Here is a 17,814-nt window from a genome sequence, read left to right as displayed (position 1 = left end):
ACCATGAGCGCTGACCTGGCAGCGAGGATCGTCACCGGGGCGGCCCACGCGCTTGGAGTCACTCCAACCAAACTTGATCACGCGATCTGGCGATGGCAGTCCGGTCGCGACCGCTGAACCGGATCGGTTGCCGCAGCGACCAGCCGGACTACCTGCTGTGAGGAGTCTCCAATGGAGGTGTCAACCAAGCCGGCGGTTCAGGCCGTCACTGAGGGCCTGAACGGCGCACCCGTAGCCCCGGTTGACGGAGTGGCTCTGCTGCCACGCACCACCGGCCTCTATGCGTGGTGGGCGCGCCCGGAGATATTTGCCGACCTTCCCGGTCCACTCAACGCCACGGATCCGAGTGTGCGCCTGCTGTACCTGGGCATTGCGACCAACCTACGCAGCAGGATTGCAAGTAACCATCTGGCCCGCTCGGGCACCTCCACTCTCCGCCGGACACTTGCCGGTCTCCTCTTGCCGACCGAGCACTACCAGACGAGATGGACGGATCGGGTAGTCCTCCTCGAGGAAGACGAACGGCGTCTCACCGCCTGGATGCAAGCTCATCTGCGTCTCACCTGGTTCGCGTGCGAGGAGCCTCGACAGCATGAGACGGGGCTGATCAGGGAACTTCGACCACCGCTGAACGTTGAAGGCGCGGTACATGGTGACGTGCGGGACCGTGTGAAGGCCGCGAAGGCCGCCTACGTGTCAAGTGCCGGTCCCCGGCAAGAGGGGCAGTAGCTGGCACATCCAGGGGTACGCGGCGCTGCATAGGACGCACCTTCCACCCGGCTGGCTAGGCTGTTTCGTATGGTCTGATCAGGCGGTTTGACGGAAGCTGCCAACGTGTTGATGATCGATATCTTCGATAAAGGCAAGACCGCGGAACTGCCAGGGTCCGGGGCGTGGCAGCGCCGCAGCGCCGGCGCCGGGTCCAAAGGCCCGCGCTTCTAGGACTGGACGCGCCAGACGACGTGTGCAGTGACGCTGGTCCCGATGACCGCGGGCGGCACAGCCTGCTGTCCGCCGCAACATCAGCACCGACGAGCTGGCCTTCTACCGCTGCTGGACCCCCACGCCGGCCACCCTCGCCAAACTCGTCCGGGTCGAGGGCATCCGCGGGACCGTTGAAGAGACCTTTCAGGCCGCCGAGAATCAGGTCGGCCTGGACCAGCACCAGAGCCGTCGTTAGGACGTGATGGCCAACGCCTCCGGACCGTGCGGCGGGTGGTTGTGCCACCAGCGCCAACCGTCGTAGGCCGCCAACGTCAAGATGACGGCCACCACGGCCGGGGTCCTCCGCCACGTCATGCGCGGCAGTGGACCACGCGCTGCCCAGGCTGGCCTAGCAGGCGGCGGTGGCTAGGTACGGGCTCGCACCGAGGACGGCGATGACGGGTCGAGTCCGCGCGCTGCCGCGAGTTCGGTGCTGATATCGCTGGCTTCGCCTGCGCCGATCGACTGGAAGGTCGCCAACGCCTGGCCCAACAGGTCGGTCCCCTCGGTGGTGCTTCCGCGGGCGATGGCGCAGCGGCCCAAGCCGGCCAGGCTGTGCGCCTCATACCACCGGCTGTGCATGCGCCGGGCCAGCTGGAGTGCCTGCTGGTGGAGTTCTGCGCCGGTCAGCGCATCGCCGGACAGTCGGTGGAGCGTCCCGAGCTGGTTAAGCGCCTCCGTCTCGCCGAGCCTGTCGCCGATCTGGCGCAACATCGGTAGCGACGTGTCCAGCAGTTCCCGGGCGCCGGCGAGCTCACCCATGTCGCACCGCACACTGGCCAGATAGTTCAAGGCGTTGGCCTGTCCGGCGTCATCACCCATCTCACGGCTCATCCGTACACACCGGGAGAGAACCTCGGCGGCGCCGGTCAGGTCGCCCTGCCGCTGAAGGATCGGGCCCAGATTATGCAGTGCGCCGTTCTCACCGAGGCGGCTGCCGACGCGCCGACTGATGGCGAGGGCGCGGCGCAGGGCTTGCGCAGCGCCGGAAAGGTCACCGCGCTGTTCCCGCACCGGCCCGAGGTGGATGAGCACGCTCGCTTCGCCGAGGTCGTTGTCCAGCTCCCGGTAGCCCAGCAGTGCCTCGTGAAGTGCCTCCGCTGCCCGCCCGTAGTCGCCGAGGGCGCGGTGCGCGCTGCCGATGGTGACGAGGGCTGCCGCAGCACCGAGCGTGTTGCCGAGCCGGCGGAAGCGGGAGTGCGCCTCGCGCACCAGCCTCAGGGCGTGAGGGTAGTCGGTGGCCAGATCTGCCACCTCGGCGAGGTGCAGGTATGCATTCGCTTCGCCTACCTCGTCGCCCAGGGCCTGGTAGTGGGTCAGCGCCTCTTCGAGAGTCGCCCTCGCGGCCGAGTAGTCGTCGAGGAGCTGCTCCCCGATGCCCCGGTCGACCAGGGCGTCGGCCAACGCCCGCCGGTCGTCCAGCCGACGGGCCGCCACGGCAGCCATGGCAGCCACGGCCTGGGCCTGCCGCCACGGTCCGTCGACGCGCAACAGGGAGGCCAGCCCGGCAGCGAGAGCGACGACCCGCTCATGCTGTGCGCGCCGGTTCGCGTGACGAAGCAGGCTGAGGAGGTTCGGCCACTCGGCACGCAGCCAGGCCATCGCCTGATCCGACCTGACCAACTCCGGTGCCGATGACGTGTCGGTGGAGCCGACCGGACCGATCGAGCGGCTGCGGGGCCGCGGATACCGACTGATCCGCCGATCGGCGATGGCCGCGACCCCGGCCAGGTATCCGTAGGCGCGGTCGAGCGCCTGTTCCTGATCGCCGTCGCCAGCGGCGAGCGAATTCGCGTACTCACGGATTAGGTCGTGCAGGTGGAACCGTCGGTAGGCACCCTCGGTCAGCAGGTGGTCGTGGCAGAGAGCGTCGAGCTGTTCGGTCGCCTGGTCCACCGTGGTGTCATCCAGGGCCGCAGCGGTGTACGGATCGATCTCGATGCCCGGGTAGGCGCCCAGCCGGCGGAAGAAGCGCTGTAGCGGCGCGGGCAGGTGTCGGTACGACAAGTCGAACGCGGCGGCGACGCTGCGCTGCTCGGCCCGTACGGAGAGCATCCTGGTTCGGGCCTCGTGGATCAGATGGTCGACCCGCCAGGAAGGGTGTTTGGCCAGTACGGCGGCCAGCAGGGAGATCGCCAGCGGCAGGCGCCCGCACAGGTCGACCAGCCGGGCGACGGCATCGGGCTCCTCCCCGCCGCGCCGCGCCAGCCGACCGAACATCTCCGCGGCCTCCCCAGCGGGCAGCATGTCGAGCGGGATGGACGTCGCGTCGAGGTCGGCCAGTCGGCGTCGGCTGGTGATCAGCACCAGGCTCCCAGCGGTACCGGGCAGCAGGTGACGCACCTGCTCCGAGTCCAGCACATTGTCGAGTACGAGCAGCGCCCGCTTGCCCGCCAGTCGACCCCGCCACAAGGCAGCTCGTTGATCCAGTCCCGCCGGCAGGCGATGTGCCGGGAACCCGTCGGCGACCAGCAACGCGGCCAGCGCCTCCATCGGGGCGACGGGTTCGTGACCGGCGGTGTGGGCGTGCAGATCGATGAACAACTGCCGGTCCGGGAACTGGCTGGCCAGCCGGTGACCGAGGTGAATGGCCAGGGCCGTCTTGCCCACTCCGGGCATGCCGTCGATCGCGTACACGGCGACCGGTCCGCCGGCCCCACCGGCGGCCAGCGAACCGGCAACCAGGTCGACCTCCGGGGCCCGGCCGATGAAGGTCGCCGAGTCGCGCGGCAGCGTGCACCAGGCGATTTGGGGATCAGAAGGGTCGGGTGGCGACGCCGGCGCAACGGCAGCCGACGAGGGATCACCCGGCCCGGATGGACCGGGTGCGACGGCGCAAGGAGGGGCGAGGGCGAGCTCGTCGGCCACCGGATTCTGGGACGGCACCGAGTCCTGCCTGTCGCGTCGGCGGTCAGGAAGAGCTGACTCCCGGCTGGGATCGGTGGCCAGGATCCGCTGGAACACGTCCTGGAGCGCCCTACTCGGATCGACGCCGAACTCGCGCGCGAGCCGCACTCTGGTCTGGTGGTAGTGCTGCAGGGCCTCCGCCTGCTGGCCGCCGCGATGCAGTGCGAGCATGTACTGCCCGGCGAGGCGTTCGTCGAGTGGACGGGCCGTGGTCGCGGCGGCGAGTTCGGGCAGTAGATCGTTGTGCCGGCCGAGACGCAGGGCGATGTCATTACGCCGCAGCTCGACCGTCCGCCGTTGACGTTGCAGGTTGTCCCGGATCGCATTCGACCACGGCGCGTCCCAGCCGGCGAAGGCTTCCCCGCGCCACAGAGCGAGTGCCCGCTCGCACAGTGCCAGGGCCTGCTCGTCGTCGTGCTCCACAGCTGCCGCGACCGCCAACCGCTCGAACTGCCGCAGGTCAATTGACGTGTCCGCGACGGCGAGCACGTAGCCGTCAGCGTGGTGCCGGATGTCGACGTCCGATGCGTCCTTGAGGCTCTTCCGCAGCCGAGACAGGTAGCCGTAGAGGGTGCCGCGGGCCCGCTGTGGAGGGCGCTGGCCCCAGACCCGGTCGATGAGCTGATCGGTGGAGACTGAACGGTTCGCGTCAACGAGGAGCGCCAGCAACACGGCACGTTGCCGAAAGTGTCCGACGTCGATCACCCGGTCGTCGAGTCGAACCTCCACCTGGCCGAGCAGGAGAAAAGCGGTCCCCATCGCCCCCCTTAGGCCAGCGCCTCACACCGCTTCAACCAGGCGGCGCCCAAAGCTGATGCGAAACGTGTCAAGCGTCGCCCGTGGACAGTATCGCCTACCCGCCCGACTGCTGGTACGGCCTGAGCCGAAGCCCCTGGTGGCGTAGGCCTTCAAGCTTCGCTCAAGGTTCATCCAATTCGGGACGGCGATGGTGGGGTCTCCACCTCCGGTCCGTCACGGACCGCCGGCTTTTGAGGAGAGTCATGAAAACCTTCACCCGGATCGGCGACGCGCTGCTGAACCGCCTCGCCCGCCGCATGCAGGCCGACGCCGCCTGCATCTTCTCCGGCTGGGCCGGGCCCTGCGTCGTCGGAACCTCCGGCTGCAGGGTCCAGTGCCTGGCCAACTACGACAACTGCCCCAGCAGGTGGGTCTGCCGCTGAGCCGACCGGCCGGGTGGCCCAGTCTGCCGACCAGGCCACCCGGTCCCCGCCCTGGCCACCCCTGAACGTCGAACGACTGGAGCCGCCATGTCCCTCACCGCAGCGGCCGTGCTCATCACGGCCGTCATCGGCCTGCTCAACCTCGTCCTCACCCTCGCCATGGTCCGCCGGCTGCGGGACCACGAGACGAGGCTGGCCGGCCTCGAGCCGCGCCACTCCGCGTCGCTGGGAAGCCGGATCGGAGCGTTCTCGGCCACCTCCACCCGAGGCGTCCCGCTCAACGCCGAGTCGCTATCCGCACGCGCCACGATCGGTGTTTTCGCCCCCGGCTGCGAGCCGTGCCACCGCCAACTGCCGGACTTCGTGGCGTACGCCCGGCAGCTCGACAACCCGGTGGCCGTCGTGCTGACCGGCGGCGGGGATCACGCCGAGCTGGTGGCCCGGCTGGAAGAGGCCTGCCACGTCGTCCTCGAGCCGCTCGGCGGGCCGGTCAGCACCGCACTCCAGGTGGTGGCCACCCCGACGCTCCTGCGCGTGGAGGACGGCGTAATCACCGCGGTCGAGTCGGTCGTCACCAAGTTGCGGGCGAGCGACGCGGTGGCACCAGCATGACTCGTAGGCCCTCGACCCGCCGGTGGCGGAGGCCCGGCGGCGTCCGGGCAGCCCTCACGATGGCGTGGCGGGCGGCTCCCGGACCGTTGGTCCTGCTGGGCCTGGTCACGCTCGTCGCGTCCGCCGCTCCCGTCTGCTCCGCCTGGCTGCTGAAGACGTTGCTCGACCGGATCGTGACCGGAGCGGCGGGGCTGACCACGATCGGCGTCAGCCTCTGCGTGCTCGGGCTCGTCCTGGGTGTCCTGCCGGAGGCCACCAACTACCTGCGAGCCGAGCTAAGCCGGGCGACCGGCCTGGCCGCGAGCGACCGGCTGTACTCGGCGCTCAACCGCTTGCCGGGCCTCGCCCGGTTCGAAGACCCCACGTTCATGGATCGGCTCCGCATCGCCAGTCAGTCCAGCGCAACCACACCGCCGGCGGTGGTCCAGGGCGCCATCGCACTGGTCGGCAGCGTGGTGACGATCGGCGGCTTCCTCGGCACGTTGATCACCATCAGCCCGTGGATGGCCCTAGTCGTTCTGGCCGGCGCGATCCCGGCGCTCATAGCCGAAATCGCCCTGGCCCGGCGAACGGCCGCCATGTTGTGGAGAATCGGGCCGACCGAACGGCGCGAGTTCTTCTACGCCGACCTGATGGCCAACCTCGACGCGGCGAAGGAGCTGCGGCTGTTCGGCCTCGGCGGCTTCCTGCGCAACCGGATGTTGACCGAGCGCCGGCAGGCCGACGGCGAACGCCGCCGGCTCGACCGCCGGGGCCTTCGGGTTCAGGTGGCCCTGGGGCTGCTCTACGCCGTCATCAACGGTGGCGGGATCATCTGGGCTGTCTCCACCGTGCGCGGCGGAACGATCGGTGTCGGCGACATCGCGATCTTCCTCGCGGCCGTCGCGGGCGTGCAGGCCGGCACCGCCTCACTGGTCAACCAGGTCGCCTCGACTCACCAGCACCTCCTGCTGTTTCAGCACTTCCGGGACGTCGAACGAACGCCGCCCGACCTTGTCGTCCGACCCCGCACCACCCCCGTCCCGGCGTTGGACACGGGCATCGAGCTGCGGGACGTGTGGTTCCGGTACGGGCCGGACTCACCCTGGGTGCTCCGCGGGGTCGACCTGTCCATACCGTGCGGACAATCCCTCGGCCTCGTGGGCCGCAACGGGTCAGGAAAGAGCACGCTGGTGAAGTTGCTCTGCCGCTTCTACGACCCACAGCGCGGCAGCATCCGGTGGGACGGGGTGGACCTGCGGGACATGGATCCGACGCAGCTGCGGGAGCGGATCGGCGCGTTGTTCCAGGACTACATGGCCTACGACCTGTCTGCCGCCGAGAACATCGGGCTCGGCGATCTGGCCCGGCTCACGGACCGGCCGGCGATCCGGCAGGCCGCCCAGGGCGCCGGTGTCGACGAGACGCTGGCCGCGCTTCCCCGCGGGTACGACACCCTATTGAGCCGCAGCTTCTTCGACATGGACGGCGACGAGCCCGCCGACGGCGCCCCGCTCTCCGGCGGCCAGTGGCAACGGGTGGCGATGGCCCGCGCCGTGTTGCGCGGCGAACGCGATCTGCTGATCCTGGACGAGCCCAGCGCCAGCCTCGATCCCGAGGCCGAGTACGACATCCACCGCCGGCTGAAGCGACACCGTACCGGCCGGACGAGCCTGCTCATCTCACACCGGCTCGGCGCCCTCCGGGACGCGGACCTGCTCGCCGTGCTGGACGAGGGAAGGATCGTCGAGCGGGGTACGCACGACGATCTGATCAATCGGGGCGGCTGTTACGCGCGCCTGTTCGACATCCAGTCGTCGGGCTACCACCGGGGACCGATCGAGGTAGCCACATGAGCGTGTACCTCATGGTCGTACCACCGCTGGCGCTGCTGCTCGGCGCAGTCGGATGGATCCGTCGTCGGCTCATCGTCACCGAGGTGCACGGACCAAGCATGCTTCCCACCTATCGTGACGGGGACCGGTTGCTCACCCGGCGGCGTGCCGGCGGAGACCCCTTGTCGACCGGACAGGTCGTGGTGCTGCGCAATCCGCGCCCGCCAGGTCTGCCCGGTTCGTCGACCGGTCCCTGGCTCGTCAAACGCATCGTCGCCGTCGCCGGAGACCGACTGCTTCCCGGAATGCCGGGGGGACACGTGCCGGACGGGTACGTGCTGGTGCTCGGTGACAACATCGCACAGAGCCTGGACTCCCGACATCTCGGACTGATCCCGACCTGCGCCATCCTGGGCACCGTCGTACGCCGAATGGGTGGCCCGCGATCGAGGGTGAGGTCCAACAGCGCCCACGGTGAGCCGGGTCGGTCCGACGGCGCCGCCCCGGAGCGTTCCATCGCCCGGTGGGACCTCGCCGAAGGAGCGGACGTCGGTGGATCACCTGTTTGATTTCGGCCGAATCTTCCTCGGCCTGGTGTTCGCCTTCTCGGTCGCGGGAAAGGTGCATCGCCCTGCGGCGTTCCGCGCGTTCCGACAGTCGGTGGTATCGCTGGCGCCGCCACTGCGCGGCGCGGCGACGCCCGCAGCGGCACTGATCGTCGTCGCGGAGACAGCGTCAGCGCTCACGTTGGCGCTTCCCGTGACCGCTCCGGTCGGCTTCACGCTGTCCGTCGTGCTGGTGACCGCGTTCACCGCAGCCTTGGTCGTGGCGCTGCGAACAAAGACCGCAACCACCTGCGGCTGCTTCGGCGACAGCGGCAGTCCGGTCGCGCCTCGGCACATCGCCCGGAACGTGGTCCTACTCCTGGCTGCGGGAGGGGGCCTGTTCGGGTGGGCCGCCGGAGCCGCCGGTGCGGGTCGGCCCACCGGCAGCCTGGTTCTCGTCAGCGGACTCGCTGCCATTCTCGCCATCGTGACGGCAACTCTCGACGACATCGTCTCCCTGTTCAACACGGTCCCCGAGACGGCGACCCACCCTCGCGCGGACGCGCAGCAGTGACCGCCCGGGTCGCCGCAGGGGCCGGAGGTGTGTAACGGCGGCTATAGGCATGCCGTTGACCAACGGCCTCCGACCACTGAGGCACGAACCCGGCGGTCGCCAGCCGTCGATGCTCGCCGACTCATGATTCAACCGCCAGCGCTGCTCTGCGCTCAGGACAGCAAACAGCCCTGCAGATGCGCGTACTCAGAAGTCGAGCGGGGAGAACCCGGCACAACAGGCCGTCCTGAAAATTTCACAGCCCAGGCCGAAGGCGCCGGCCATTGACAGGCTCAGAGAGAAGCGACACTGCTATTAACTACTGCGAGTCGTGCTACTCGTCGACATCTGGGGGGACGAAGCGGTGCGGGTTGGTGGCACGGTTGTCCGGTCCGTGGTCGCTGGGCAGCTCGTGTAGCCAGCGGCGCAACCCGGTGTCGCTGGTGAGAGTCCAGGCCGGGCCGGCCGGGTGCTCGTCGTGGATGCCGGTGGCGACCGGCATGGCGGTGGGCACGCCAGCCAGCGCACGCAGGATATTGACCTCCCGGCGACGGCTGCGAACGCGTAGCAGAACCGGGTAGCGAGGACCGAACTCGGCGAGGCGTTCGTAGGCGCGCAGCTTGCGCAGCACCCTGCCCAGGTTTTCGGTGTTGTTGTCGTGCTCGAGGAAGAATCCGATGGTGCGGTCGCCGTTAGACCAGACGCCGTGGGCGTCGGGGCGGATGTCGGCGGCGGCGTAGGCGGCGGTGGCGTGCTGCTCGGACCACCAGCGCAGCAGTCGGGCGTTCGGGTCGGTGCGGGTGTAGGCGTGCAGGTCGACGAAGAGCTGGTTGACGCCGAGGAGGTGGCGCAGCTTGCGGCTGCCGACGATGCGTTCGGTGCGTTCGATGCTGGAGCGAGGTGGGCGTGCGGTGGGCCGGTCGGGGTCGGTGTAGGCGGTGGGGTGCAGCACGGCGCCGAGCGGTCCGAGGGCGTAGAGGTACTGGCTGGTGCCGGTGGTGACGTCGACGAACCGGGTGACCGCCTCGATCGTGCGCAGCGTCGCGAGGCGGAGCAGGGCCGCCCGCCGGGACGGGAACAGCGCCGTGCTGATCTGGTCGGTGGACAGCAGGTAGTGCTCGGCGAGCCAGCCGAGCAGGGTGCGGTCGCGCAGGGTCAGTCGCCGTAGGTGTTCCAGGCGCTCCTGGCGGGATGGCCGGCGCGACGACAGCGAGGGCGACGGAGACGAGCCAACCGAGTGGGGCGGACGAGGTTCGGGCGGATGCGAGCCGGCGGTCGTGGTGGACATGAGCGGATCCCTTCAGGGGAAGACGGAGACACCCCTCCGTTGGAGGGGTGTCTGGAATCTGCGAGGGCCGTGGTGACGATCGGTCAGGGCTGGTGTGCGGCTCTGACAGACCGATTCCGGTGGGTCTGTCAGCGGCGGTGAGCACCGCGGTGGTGAACGGGCGACGAAAGGCTCACCGAAGGGGCTGTGCAGCCCCGGCCCGTCGGCGGTAACGGGACCTCCTGCCGCAGCCGCCTCGTTTACCGCCTGTTCTTGGTGTTTCGAGCCGTGGTGCTGCCGTTCGTCGGCTTCGACAGGTGGTCGACGAGGGCGTCGATGGCGGTGCTGTTCTGCGGGTCCACGGCCTGGGCGACCGTCGCGCGGATCGCGGTGGCCTCGCCGATGATCGGCTGGGGCGGGCGCGTCTTGAGGGTGAATGCCGGCGTCTGCCGGCCGCCGACGACGAGCCGCGCCGCGGCGGTGTAGGCGTCGAGGTGCGTCAGGTCGTGCTCGTCGAGTTCGGGCACGGTATGGCGGGCCAGCACGCGGGCGTCCTCGGGCGCGCACGAGAAGTACACCTTGTTACGGGCGTTCGCGGACACGGCGGCGAGCAGGTCCTTGGGAAACTGCGCGAGGTCCTGGTGGCTGAGGACGAGGGACAGCCGGTACTTGCGGGCTTCGGCGAGCATCGTGTCCAGGCTGTTGGCGAGGGTGAGAAAATTCTGCGCCTCGTCGATGATCAGTGTGGCGTCGCGGCGCCTGTCCGGGGCGATGCGGGCGCGGGCGGTGGCGGCCTGCCACACCTGCGCCAGCACCAGGGAGCCGAGCAGCTTGCTGGTGTCCTCCCCGAGCTGGCCCTTCGGGATGCGCACGAGCAGCGCCCCACCGTCGAGAACCTTGCCCATGTCGAAGCTCGAGTGGGGGTAGCGCATAGTCCGCTTGACGAAGTCGCGCAGCAGGAACGCCCGCAGGCGGGCGAGGACGGGACCGATGACCTGCGACCGCAGGGCCGGGTTGAGTTCGTCGTACCACTGCCAGAACCCGGACAGCCCGGCCGGGTCGTCCAGGTCGACGGTCATCGCCGACCGGAACTGGGCGCTGTTGAGCAGGGGTGGGATGTGTTGCAGGGTGACGTTGGCGTGCCGCAGCAGGGTCAGGCAGGCCACCCGCATGACGTCGTCCATGCGGGGCCCCCACGCCTTGGCGAAGATGGTCCCGAAGATCGACACAAGGTTGTCCACGACCAGGTCGGGATCGTCGCCGGAGAGTGGGTTGATGGTCGGCGGATTCGGTTGGTCCGGGTCGAAGATGACGAGGCGGTCGGCGACGGAGGCGGGAAGCCGGTCGAGGATGTCCAGGACCAGGTCGCCGTGGGGGTCGATGACCACGGTGCCCCGACCGGCTCTGATGTCGTCGACGGCCATGTTGACCAGCAGCGTCGTCTTTCCGCTCCCGGTGGAGCCGACGACGTGCAGGTGGTAGCGGGCGTCGGGAACGGACAGGGCGACGCCGTGGCCGCCGACCTGCGCGTCACCGAGTCTCTTCGTGCCGCGCCCGCCGGTAGGGACGGCGACCGGCGCCGGCATGGACTTTGCCCGCGCCCGGTCCAGCCCGGGCACGGCCAGGTCACGAGGCAGCGCCGCGAGCGCGGCCAGTTCGGGCGTGGAGGTGAGGAAACCGCGGGTGAGACGCCGCTGGGCGAGCACCGCCGCCGGCTGGCGCAGGGTGCGATGGGTCAGGCTGTTGCGTCCGGCGTAGACGGCGTAGGCGGAGGCGATGGTGTCGGCGATGCCCCGCAGCCGCGGGCGTTGGTCGGTGTGGCCGCGGCTGTCCTTGCCGACGGCGTACCGGATGGCGGTCTCCCACAGCAGGTGTGAGCTCTTGTCGAGGATGGCTCGCACGTCACGTTCCACTGCCGGGTCACGGCGGCCCGTCTGCGCGGGCCGTGCCGTGGCGGGACGCCCGGGGAGTAGTGCCTCGAGCAGCCACAGCAGCGGCGCGGCCGGATTGATCGCCGGTAGAGCAGTCTTCCCGGCGCGCAGCCGCGCGGCGGCGCGACGTGCCCGTTGGGCGCGGCGGGGCGTGGCGGGACGGGCGAGGATCTGCACGCAGGCGTGCTCATCAGCGCGCAGACCCGATCCGGCTGACATCAGGGCGCGCAGCGGGTCGTTGTCGTGGTCGCTGGCGAAGGGGAGCCATTCGGCGGCGGCGGGCAGCAGCTGCCCGCCCACAACCGCCGGCAGCGCAGCCGGGATGGGCGGGGCAGGTGTGATGTCGGTGGTGCAGGCGGCGCCGGGCCACGCGGCGCGCACGGCGGCCTCGACCCCGCGGGGTGCGACGGTGCCGGGCACCCACACGGAGATGAGCAGTCGGCGGCCGGTCCAGGTGTACTGCCAGGCGACGTGAGGGCTGCCGTAGAGCCACCGGCGGCGCCGGGACGGGGTGAGGGTGCCGGCGAGGTTGGCCCACAGCGCCGCGGCGCCGCGGGGGTCGACCTCGGGTGGTGGGGCGATCGTCACGAGTCGAGCGGCGTCGGCGTGCCGGCGGTGCCGCCGCAGTGCGACGAGGTTGCGTCCGGTGACGTAGGCAGCCACTGCAGTCGCGGCGACGACGAGCAGCCAGGGCCGCTGCGCCGCCCACGCGGCCGCGTCGACCACCCACTCGCCTGCAGCCGCCGGCGGCATAGGGACGTTGGCGCCCGGCTCGGACGGGGCGCGCATCGGGACAGGTGACCATAGGTGGCTGGTGAGGGGCGGCTTCACAGCTCCTCCTCGTTCTCAAAGTCGGCCAGGTCGCTGGGTCGGGTGGTGCACAACTGGTGTTCGGCCTGGGAGGCGATGGCCTCGAAGCTGGTCCGGTTGGTGCCGGAGATCAGCAACCCGGTGCCCACCCGCGCGGCGAGCAGCAGCCGGCGCTCGCCCGCGGTGAGGCCGAACGCGTCGCCGACGGCGTCGATCGCCTGCGGGGCCTGCTTGAGCAGCACCTGGGTGGCGGCGTTCGCGACCACGGCCTGCCCGAGGTCGGTGCCGAGGATGTCGGCGACGTCCTGGGTGATCACGGCCAGCCCGGCGTGGCGCTTGCGGGCGGCCTTGGCCATGCGGGCGAGGAACCGGGCACCCTCACCGTCGCGCATCAGCAGCCACGCCTCATCCACGACGACGAGCCGCCGGGCCGCCGGCCGGCTGGGGGCGTCGACCTGCCGCCAGATCGCGTCCAACGCCAGGAGGGTGCCGACGCCGCGAAGCTCGTCGGGCAGGTGCCGCAGCGACCAGACGACGAGGTGCCCGTCTGGGCGGCTGGTGGACGGCCCGTCGAACAGCTGCGAGAACGAACCGTGCACCCAGGGGGTGAGGCGGGCGGCGAGCTGCCCGGCGGCCGGGTCGGCGTCGGCGTGCAGACAGTCGGCCAGGTCGCGCAGCAGCGGGGCGGGCCGGTGATGGGTGGCTGGGTCGGCGGTGATGCCCGCCTGCCGGTAGACGGCCAGGATCGCCCGGTCCAGGGCGGCACGCTCCGCTGGCGGCGGCTGCTGGCCCAGCAGCACCGCGGTGAGGGTGTGCAGGAACAGGCCGCGGCGGGTGAGCAGGTCGGGCCGGGTGTCCCCGGCGGGCAGGTCGAGGGGGTTGATCTTCACGCCTGCGGCGCCGAGGCGTACCACGGTGCCTCCCACCGCGTCGGCCAGGCGGAGGTATTCGTCTTCGGGGTCGATGACGGCAACCTGCACCCGCTGGTAGAGGCTGCGCAGGATCTCCAGCTTCACGAAGTACGACTTGCCGGCGCCGGAGCGGGCCAGGACCACGGAGTTGTGGTTCTCCTGGGCCCACCGGTTCCACCACACGATGCCCTGCGAGTCCGGGTTGATCCCGTAGAGCACCCCGCCGTCGGCGGGTGGGTCGCCGGGCAGCGGCGCCGGCAGATCCGCGCTGGCGAGGGGGAACGCCGCGGCGAGGGCGGCGGTGTCCATGGTGCGGCGCATCTGCAGGCTGTCGGTGGCCAGGGGCAGGGTGGTGGTCCACCCCGCGAGGTGCCGCCAGGTGGCCGGCTGCACCTCGATCAGCGTTGACGCGGCCGCGGCTTTCACCTGCGCGCACGCCTCCAGCAACTCGTCTTCGGTGCGGGCGTGCACGGTCAGGTAGAGGCCGACGCGGAACAGCTTCGCCGCGCCGCGGGCGAGCCGGTCCGCGAGGTCCGCCGCGTCGTCGGCCGCGGCCTCCACCATTGGGTCGGCAAGTTTGCCGCGTTCGCCGTCGGCGCGGCGGGACGATTCGAACCGGGCGCGCTGGTTGCGCAGTCGGGCCGCGGCGATCGGCGCCGGTAGCGGGTCGATGTGCAGGGCCAGGTCGAGCCGGCCCGGCCACGACAGGAGCGGTTCGAGCCAGGCGGGGCCGACCTCGGCCGGGTAGCCGGTAACCACCAGGGTGGCGGCGTAGCCGTCACCGATCCGCAGGAACCGGGGGGTGACCTCCACCGAGGCAGGCGCGACGGTGGCCGCCAGCCGTTGGGGCCGCCCACCATGATCGGCGCGCCGGGTGTGGGGACGCATTTTCATGTGTGTCGGTTCCTTCCGGGGCGGTGACGTTGGTGGGGTGTCGGTGAGGTGATGACGGCGTCCGGCGCGGCGAGGCCGCCGGGGCGTGCGGGCCGGTAGGGGTCGGCGGCGGCGGCGATCGCGGCGGTGACGGCTGACCCGTCGAGAGCGCGGGTGGTGACGCCGAGGCCGGACAGGGCGCGGACTGTGTCGTCGCCGCGCCGGCGGGTCGCGTGTTCACCGCGCTCGCCGCTACTGGTGCGGGTGATGATGAGGACCTGCCGGCGCAGTGGGTCTCGGTGTTGGGCGAGGTCGTCGAGGAACCGGGCGTGGTCGGCCGCGGCGTTCGCCAGCGCCGGGTGCGGTAGATCGTCCGCCGCCCGGGACAGTGCCTGGGCGGCGGAGTGCAGGTCCACCGGTTGCGCAGACACCACGATCTGGGTCGGTGTGGACAGGCTGTTGAGCCAGCGGCCGAACGTGTCGATTAGTGCGGTTTGCTCGTCGGCGGTACGCAACGCGAGGTTGACGCTCGACGCGGTGACCATCGCGGCCCGCCCACCGTCGAGGCGGATTTCTCCGCCGTCGTCGATGGCATCGGCGGGCAGCTTCAACGGGGCCGGCAACACCATCGTCGACGTCGGGGTCTCCACCCAGTCCGGGAGCCGGGAGCCCGTGTCGGTCGTGGACAGCGCGTGCGGGGCCCGCGAGTGGCGGACTGCGGCAAGCAGCCAGACATCCAGCGGCAGGCCGTCGCGGCGGCCCACCGCCACCCCGAAGGCGAGGCCGCCGACCAACACGGCCGCACCGACGAGCACCGGTATCGGCACGAACGGGTGCAGGGCGCGCCAGGCGCCGTAGCCGCCGAGAGCGGCGGTGGCGAGGATCGCCAGCTGCCGGAACGTCAGCCCGTAGAGCACCTTGTCGGGGGCGTCGACGTCGGCGGGAACCCGTGCCCTATACGGCTCGTCAGTCAAGGTACTTTTCGGACTCATTGGTGATCACTCACCCTTTCCATCCATTGAAAGGTCAGCGCTTGACCGTGCTGTTTTCGCAGCGCAAGCGCACTGGACTGTTCTTCGTGTGCGAGGTCGAGGGGAGGCGACGGGTCACCGTGGCTCAGGAATGGACCGACCGCGGCGTACCGGCCTCGGCTGATCGCCTCGCGGTGGACGGCTTGACAGCGGCGCGGTCGCTGGTCGATGCGATCGACCTCACCGGGCTGTCGCAGGCCGAGTCGGCCGGCGCTCGGGAGGACAGGGGTGACCGTCAGGGAACGGGAGCAGATGTTGGGGTGGGATCGTCGCCAGGCGGTGATGGCGGTGGCGAACATGGTCGAGTCGTTGCTGCGCGGCAGCGGGCAGGCTGGCGGTGAACCCGACGGCGAAGATCAGCAGCTTGCATCTGTCGAGGCTGGCGATCGTGTATGTGCGGCAGTCGACGGTGGCGCAGGTGCGGTTCAACACCGAGTCGACCCAGCGGCAGTACGGCCTGGTCGGCACCGCCGCCGAGTTCGGCTGGCTGGCCGAGCAGATCGTCGTGGTCGACGCCGACCTCGGGGTGTCCGGCCGGTTCGGCGCCGAACGCGACGGCTACCGGCAGATCGTGGCCCGCATGTGCATGGGCGAGGTTGGCGCGGTGTTCGGCCTGGAGGTCTCCCGCTTCGGCCGGTCGAACGCCGACCTGACCTGGCTGATGGAGTTGGCCCGGTTGACCGACACGCTGCTGATCGACACCGACGGCGTGTACGACCTGGCCAACGTCAACGACCGCATCCTGCTCGGCCTCAAGGGGCAAATGTCGGAAATTGAACTCCATTTCTTGTTGGGGCGGTTGCATGGGGCGAAGCTGGCGGCGGCGCAGCGCGGTGAGCTGCGGCATCCGCTGCCGGTCGGGTTCGTCTACGACTACGACCACACGGTGGTCAAGGACCCCGACGAGCAGGTCCAACGGGCGGTGACGGACTTGTTCGCCGAGTTTGAGCGCACCGGGTCGGCGTTGGGGGTGGTCCGCGCGTTCGCCGAGACCGGCCGGTTGTTCCCGCAGCGGGCGTGGGGCGGCGCCTGGGCCGGGCAGCTCAAGTGGGGCAAGCTGACCCATGCCCGGGTGTTGCAGGCGTTGAAGAATCCCACGTATGCCGGCGCGTACACGTTCGGCAAGACCCGCGACGTGCGCCGGGTGCAGCCCGACGGCAGCGTGCGCTCCGCGCGCCGCAAGCGGGCGCGCGAGGAGTGGACGGTGGTGATCGAAGACCACCACGAGGGCTACCTGACCTGGTCGGACTACCTGAGCGTCGAGGCGAAACTGGCCGCGAACAACACCCAGAAGAACGCCCGTCCAGTGCGCGAAGGCACCGCGTTGTGTCAGGGCATCATCTTCTGCGGCGTGTGCGGGGGCCGAGTCGGCACCCGCTACGACCGCCGCGACCGCAAGGTCACCTACAGCTGCCAGGTCAAGGACTCCGCCCGCACACCGGCATGCCGCAACTTCTCCGCAACGGCGGTGGACGACGCGGTCGCCGCGCTGTTCCTGGACACGATCACACCGGAGCAGATCGCGGTAGCCGTGGCCGCGGCCGAGGAGGTCGCCGAGCGGCACACCCGCAGCCACCGCGCCGCGGAACTGGCAGTGCAGCAGGCCCGCTACGAGGCCGACCGCGCCGAGCGGGCCTTCAGCAACGTGGAGCCGGAAAACCGTTTGGTGGCAAGGACTTTGGAGTCGCGGTGGGAGGCAAGACTCGCCGCGCTGACCGAGGCGGAGGCCGCGTTGGCCACCGCGAAGGCCGCGAAGCCGCCGCTGCCGGCCACCGACTCGTTGCAGGCCCTCGCCCATGACCTGCCGCGGCTGTGGCACGCAGAGACCACCAGCCCCCGCGACCGTAAACGGCTGCTGCGCTCGCTGGTCGCCGACGTCACGCTGCTGCCAGAGCCGGATGCGCAGACGATGCGGATCGGGGTGCGCTGGCACACCGGCGCCACCGACGAACTGGCCGTCGCCCGCCCCGGCCCCGGCCGCACCCCGGAAGCGGCGCTGGAGGTGATCCGCCGACACGGTGCCACCCACACCAGCGCCGAAATCGCCGACATGCTCAACGCTGACGGGCTGACCACCGGCAAAGGCAAGCCGTTCACCGCCGGCGGCGTCGCCCGAGTCCGCGACGCCTACAAGATCTTCGGCCCGCGCACCGTCGCCGTCCAAGACGGCGAGGTCAGCGTCAAACAGGCCGCCGCCGAACTGGGCATCCCCGCCGACGCGGTCTACAACTGGCTGCGCCTCGACCAGGTCCCGGCCCGGCGCGGCCCCAGCGGACGCTGGTGCATCCCCTGGGACCCAGCCACCCAGGAGATCTACCAGCAGAAGGTCGCCGGCTCGTTCCGTCTCACTCCGCTGCCACCTGCGCAGCGGTCCCCGTCCTGACCTGAGCGAGTC

At 70.5% G+C, this 17,814-nt stretch carries 14 protein-coding genes and 1 pseudogene; 9 read left to right on the top strand and 6 right to left on the bottom strand.

Annotation, left to right across the window (positions count from 1 at the left end):
* Positions 1-171 precede the first annotated feature (171 nt).
* Complete coding sequence (locus tag D7193_RS33205; RefSeq protein WP_147434361.1) at positions 172-729, top strand: GIY-YIG nuclease family protein; 558 nt, start codon at positions 172-174, stop codon at positions 727-729.
* Positions 730-891: 162 nt separating this feature from the next.
* Positions 892-1,174 (top strand): annotated as a pseudogene (locus tag D7193_RS34820) (IS701 family transposase); the annotation flags it as partial.
* Between the two features lie 2 nt (positions 1,175-1,176).
* Here D7193_RS34820 and D7193_RS34560 read toward each other — a convergent pair.
* Positions 1,177-1,299 (bottom strand): hypothetical protein, encoded by a 123-nt coding sequence (locus D7193_RS34560; RefSeq protein ID WP_277749899.1) that lies wholly within the window; start codon positions 1,297-1,299, stop codon positions 1,177-1,179.
* 51 nt (positions 1,300-1,350) lie between these two features.
* The gene (locus tag D7193_RS11215) at positions 1,351-4,650 is read right to left on the bottom strand and encodes an AfsR/SARP family transcriptional regulator (protein WP_120779455.1); all 3,300 of its coding nucleotides are present in this window, start codon (positions 4,648-4,650) and stop codon (positions 1,351-1,353) included.
* A 242-nt stretch (positions 4,651-4,892) separates the two neighbouring features.
* Here D7193_RS11215 and D7193_RS11210 point away from each other — a divergent pair, with 242 nt between their 5' ends.
* The 5 genes from D7193_RS11210 to D7193_RS11190 all read left to right on the top strand — a co-directional run bounded on the left by D7193_RS11210 (position 4,893) and on the right by D7193_RS11190 (position 8,617).
* On the top strand, positions 4,893-5,072 hold the full coding sequence (locus tag D7193_RS11210; RefSeq protein ID WP_120779454.1) for a hypothetical protein: 180 nt from the start codon (positions 4,893-4,895) through the stop codon (positions 5,070-5,072).
* 87 nt (positions 5,073-5,159) lie between these two features.
* On the top strand, positions 5,160-5,684 hold the full coding sequence (locus D7193_RS11205; RefSeq protein WP_120779453.1) for a TlpA family protein disulfide reductase: 525 nt from the start codon (positions 5,160-5,162) through the stop codon (positions 5,682-5,684).
* Entirely contained in the window at positions 5,681-7,519 is a 1,839-nt protein-coding gene (locus D7193_RS11200) for an ABC transporter ATP-binding protein (protein ID WP_120779452.1), read from the top strand. The genes D7193_RS11205 and D7193_RS11200 overlap by 4 nt, the downstream gene beginning before the upstream one ends.
* The gene (locus tag D7193_RS11195) at positions 7,516-8,067 is read left to right on the top strand and encodes a S26 family signal peptidase (protein ID WP_120779451.1); all 552 of its coding nucleotides are present in this window, start codon (positions 7,516-7,518) and stop codon (positions 8,065-8,067) included. The genes D7193_RS11200 and D7193_RS11195 overlap by 4 nt, the downstream gene beginning before the upstream one ends.
* The gene (locus tag D7193_RS11190; protein WP_158674793.1) at positions 8,051-8,617 is read left to right on the top strand and encodes a MauE/DoxX family redox-associated membrane protein; all 567 of its coding nucleotides are present in this window, start codon (positions 8,051-8,053) and stop codon (positions 8,615-8,617) included. Before D7193_RS11195 ends, D7193_RS11190 begins: the two co-directional genes overlap by 17 nt.
* Before the next feature lie 313 nt (positions 8,618-8,930).
* Here D7193_RS11190 and D7193_RS11185 read toward each other — a convergent pair whose 3' ends face one another.
* The 4 genes from D7193_RS11185 to D7193_RS11170 all read right to left on the bottom strand — a co-directional run bounded on the left by D7193_RS11185 (position 8,931) and on the right by D7193_RS11170 (position 15,380).
* Positions 8,931-9,806, bottom strand: a complete 876-nt coding sequence (locus D7193_RS11185) for a replication-relaxation family protein (protein WP_241563003.1) — start codon at positions 9,804-9,806, stop codon at positions 8,931-8,933.
* 317 nt (positions 9,807-10,123) lie between these two features.
* Entirely contained in the window at positions 10,124-12,583 is a 2,460-nt protein-coding gene (locus D7193_RS11180) for a type IV secretory system conjugative DNA transfer family protein (protein ID WP_120779448.1), read from the bottom strand.
* Between the two features lie 38 nt (positions 12,584-12,621).
* Positions 12,622-14,409 carry a VirB4 family type IV secretion system protein gene (locus D7193_RS11175; protein WP_120779447.1) on the bottom strand — a complete coding sequence of 596 codons (1,788 nt, stop codon included), beginning with the start codon at positions 14,407-14,409 and terminating at the stop codon, positions 12,622-12,624.
* On the bottom strand, positions 14,406-15,380 hold the full coding sequence (locus tag D7193_RS11170) for a PrgI family protein (RefSeq protein WP_120779446.1): 975 nt from the start codon (positions 15,378-15,380) through the stop codon (positions 14,406-14,408). The genes D7193_RS11175 and D7193_RS11170 overlap by 4 nt, the downstream gene beginning before the upstream one ends.
* Here D7193_RS11170 and D7193_RS33200 point away from each other — a divergent pair.
* Positions 15,338-15,760 carry a DUF5372 family protein gene (locus D7193_RS33200; protein WP_338324086.1) on the top strand — a complete coding sequence of 141 codons (423 nt, stop codon included), beginning with the start codon at positions 15,338-15,340 and terminating at the stop codon, positions 15,758-15,760. The two genes, D7193_RS11170 and D7193_RS33200, sit on opposite strands and share 43 nt — an antisense overlap.
* The gene (locus tag D7193_RS11165) at positions 15,757-17,802 is read left to right on the top strand and encodes a recombinase family protein (RefSeq protein ID WP_120779445.1); all 2,046 of its coding nucleotides are present in this window, start codon (positions 15,757-15,759) and stop codon (positions 17,800-17,802) included. Before D7193_RS33200 ends, D7193_RS11165 begins: the two co-directional genes overlap by 4 nt.
* Positions 17,803-17,814 lie beyond the last annotated feature (12 nt).

The sequence above is a fragment of the Micromonospora costi genome, assembly GCF_003626655.1.
Lineage (GTDB): Bacteria > Actinomycetota > Actinomycetes > Mycobacteriales > Micromonosporaceae > Micromonospora > Micromonospora costi.
The sequence above is the reverse complement of the archived record's forward strand: the minus strand, read 5'-3'. Positions and strand labels throughout refer to the sequence as shown.

Coding starts and splice junctions, on each gene's coding strand:
- D7193_RS33205 (WP_147434361.1), top strand. CDS start 172: ATGGAGGTGTCAACCAAGCCGGCGGTTCAGGCCGTCACTGAGGGCCTG.
- D7193_RS34560 (WP_277749899.1), bottom strand. CDS start 1,299: ATGACGTGGCGGAGGACCCCGGCCGTGGTGGCCGTCATCTTGACGTTG.
- D7193_RS11215 (WP_120779455.1), bottom strand. CDS start 4,650: ATGGGGACCGCTTTTCTCCTGCTCGGCCAGGTGGAGGTTCGACTCGAC.
- D7193_RS11210 (WP_120779454.1), top strand. CDS start 4,893: ATGAAAACCTTCACCCGGATCGGCGACGCGCTGCTGAACCGCCTCGCC.
- D7193_RS11205 (WP_120779453.1), top strand. CDS start 5,160: ATGTCCCTCACCGCAGCGGCCGTGCTCATCACGGCCGTCATCGGCCTG.
- D7193_RS11200 (WP_120779452.1), top strand. CDS start 5,681: ATGACTCGTAGGCCCTCGACCCGCCGGTGGCGGAGGCCCGGCGGCGTC.
- D7193_RS11195 (WP_120779451.1), top strand. CDS start 7,516: ATGAGCGTGTACCTCATGGTCGTACCACCGCTGGCGCTGCTGCTCGGC.
- D7193_RS11180 (WP_120779448.1), bottom strand. CDS start 12,583: ATGCGCGCCCCGTCCGAGCCGGGCGCCAACGTCCCTATGCCGCCGGCG.
- D7193_RS11175 (WP_120779447.1), bottom strand. CDS start 14,409: ATGAAAATGCGTCCCCACACCCGGCGCGCCGATCATGGTGGGCGGCCC.
- D7193_RS11170 (WP_120779446.1), bottom strand. CDS start 15,380: ATGAGTCCGAAAAGTACCTTGACTGACGAGCCGTATAGGGCACGGGTT.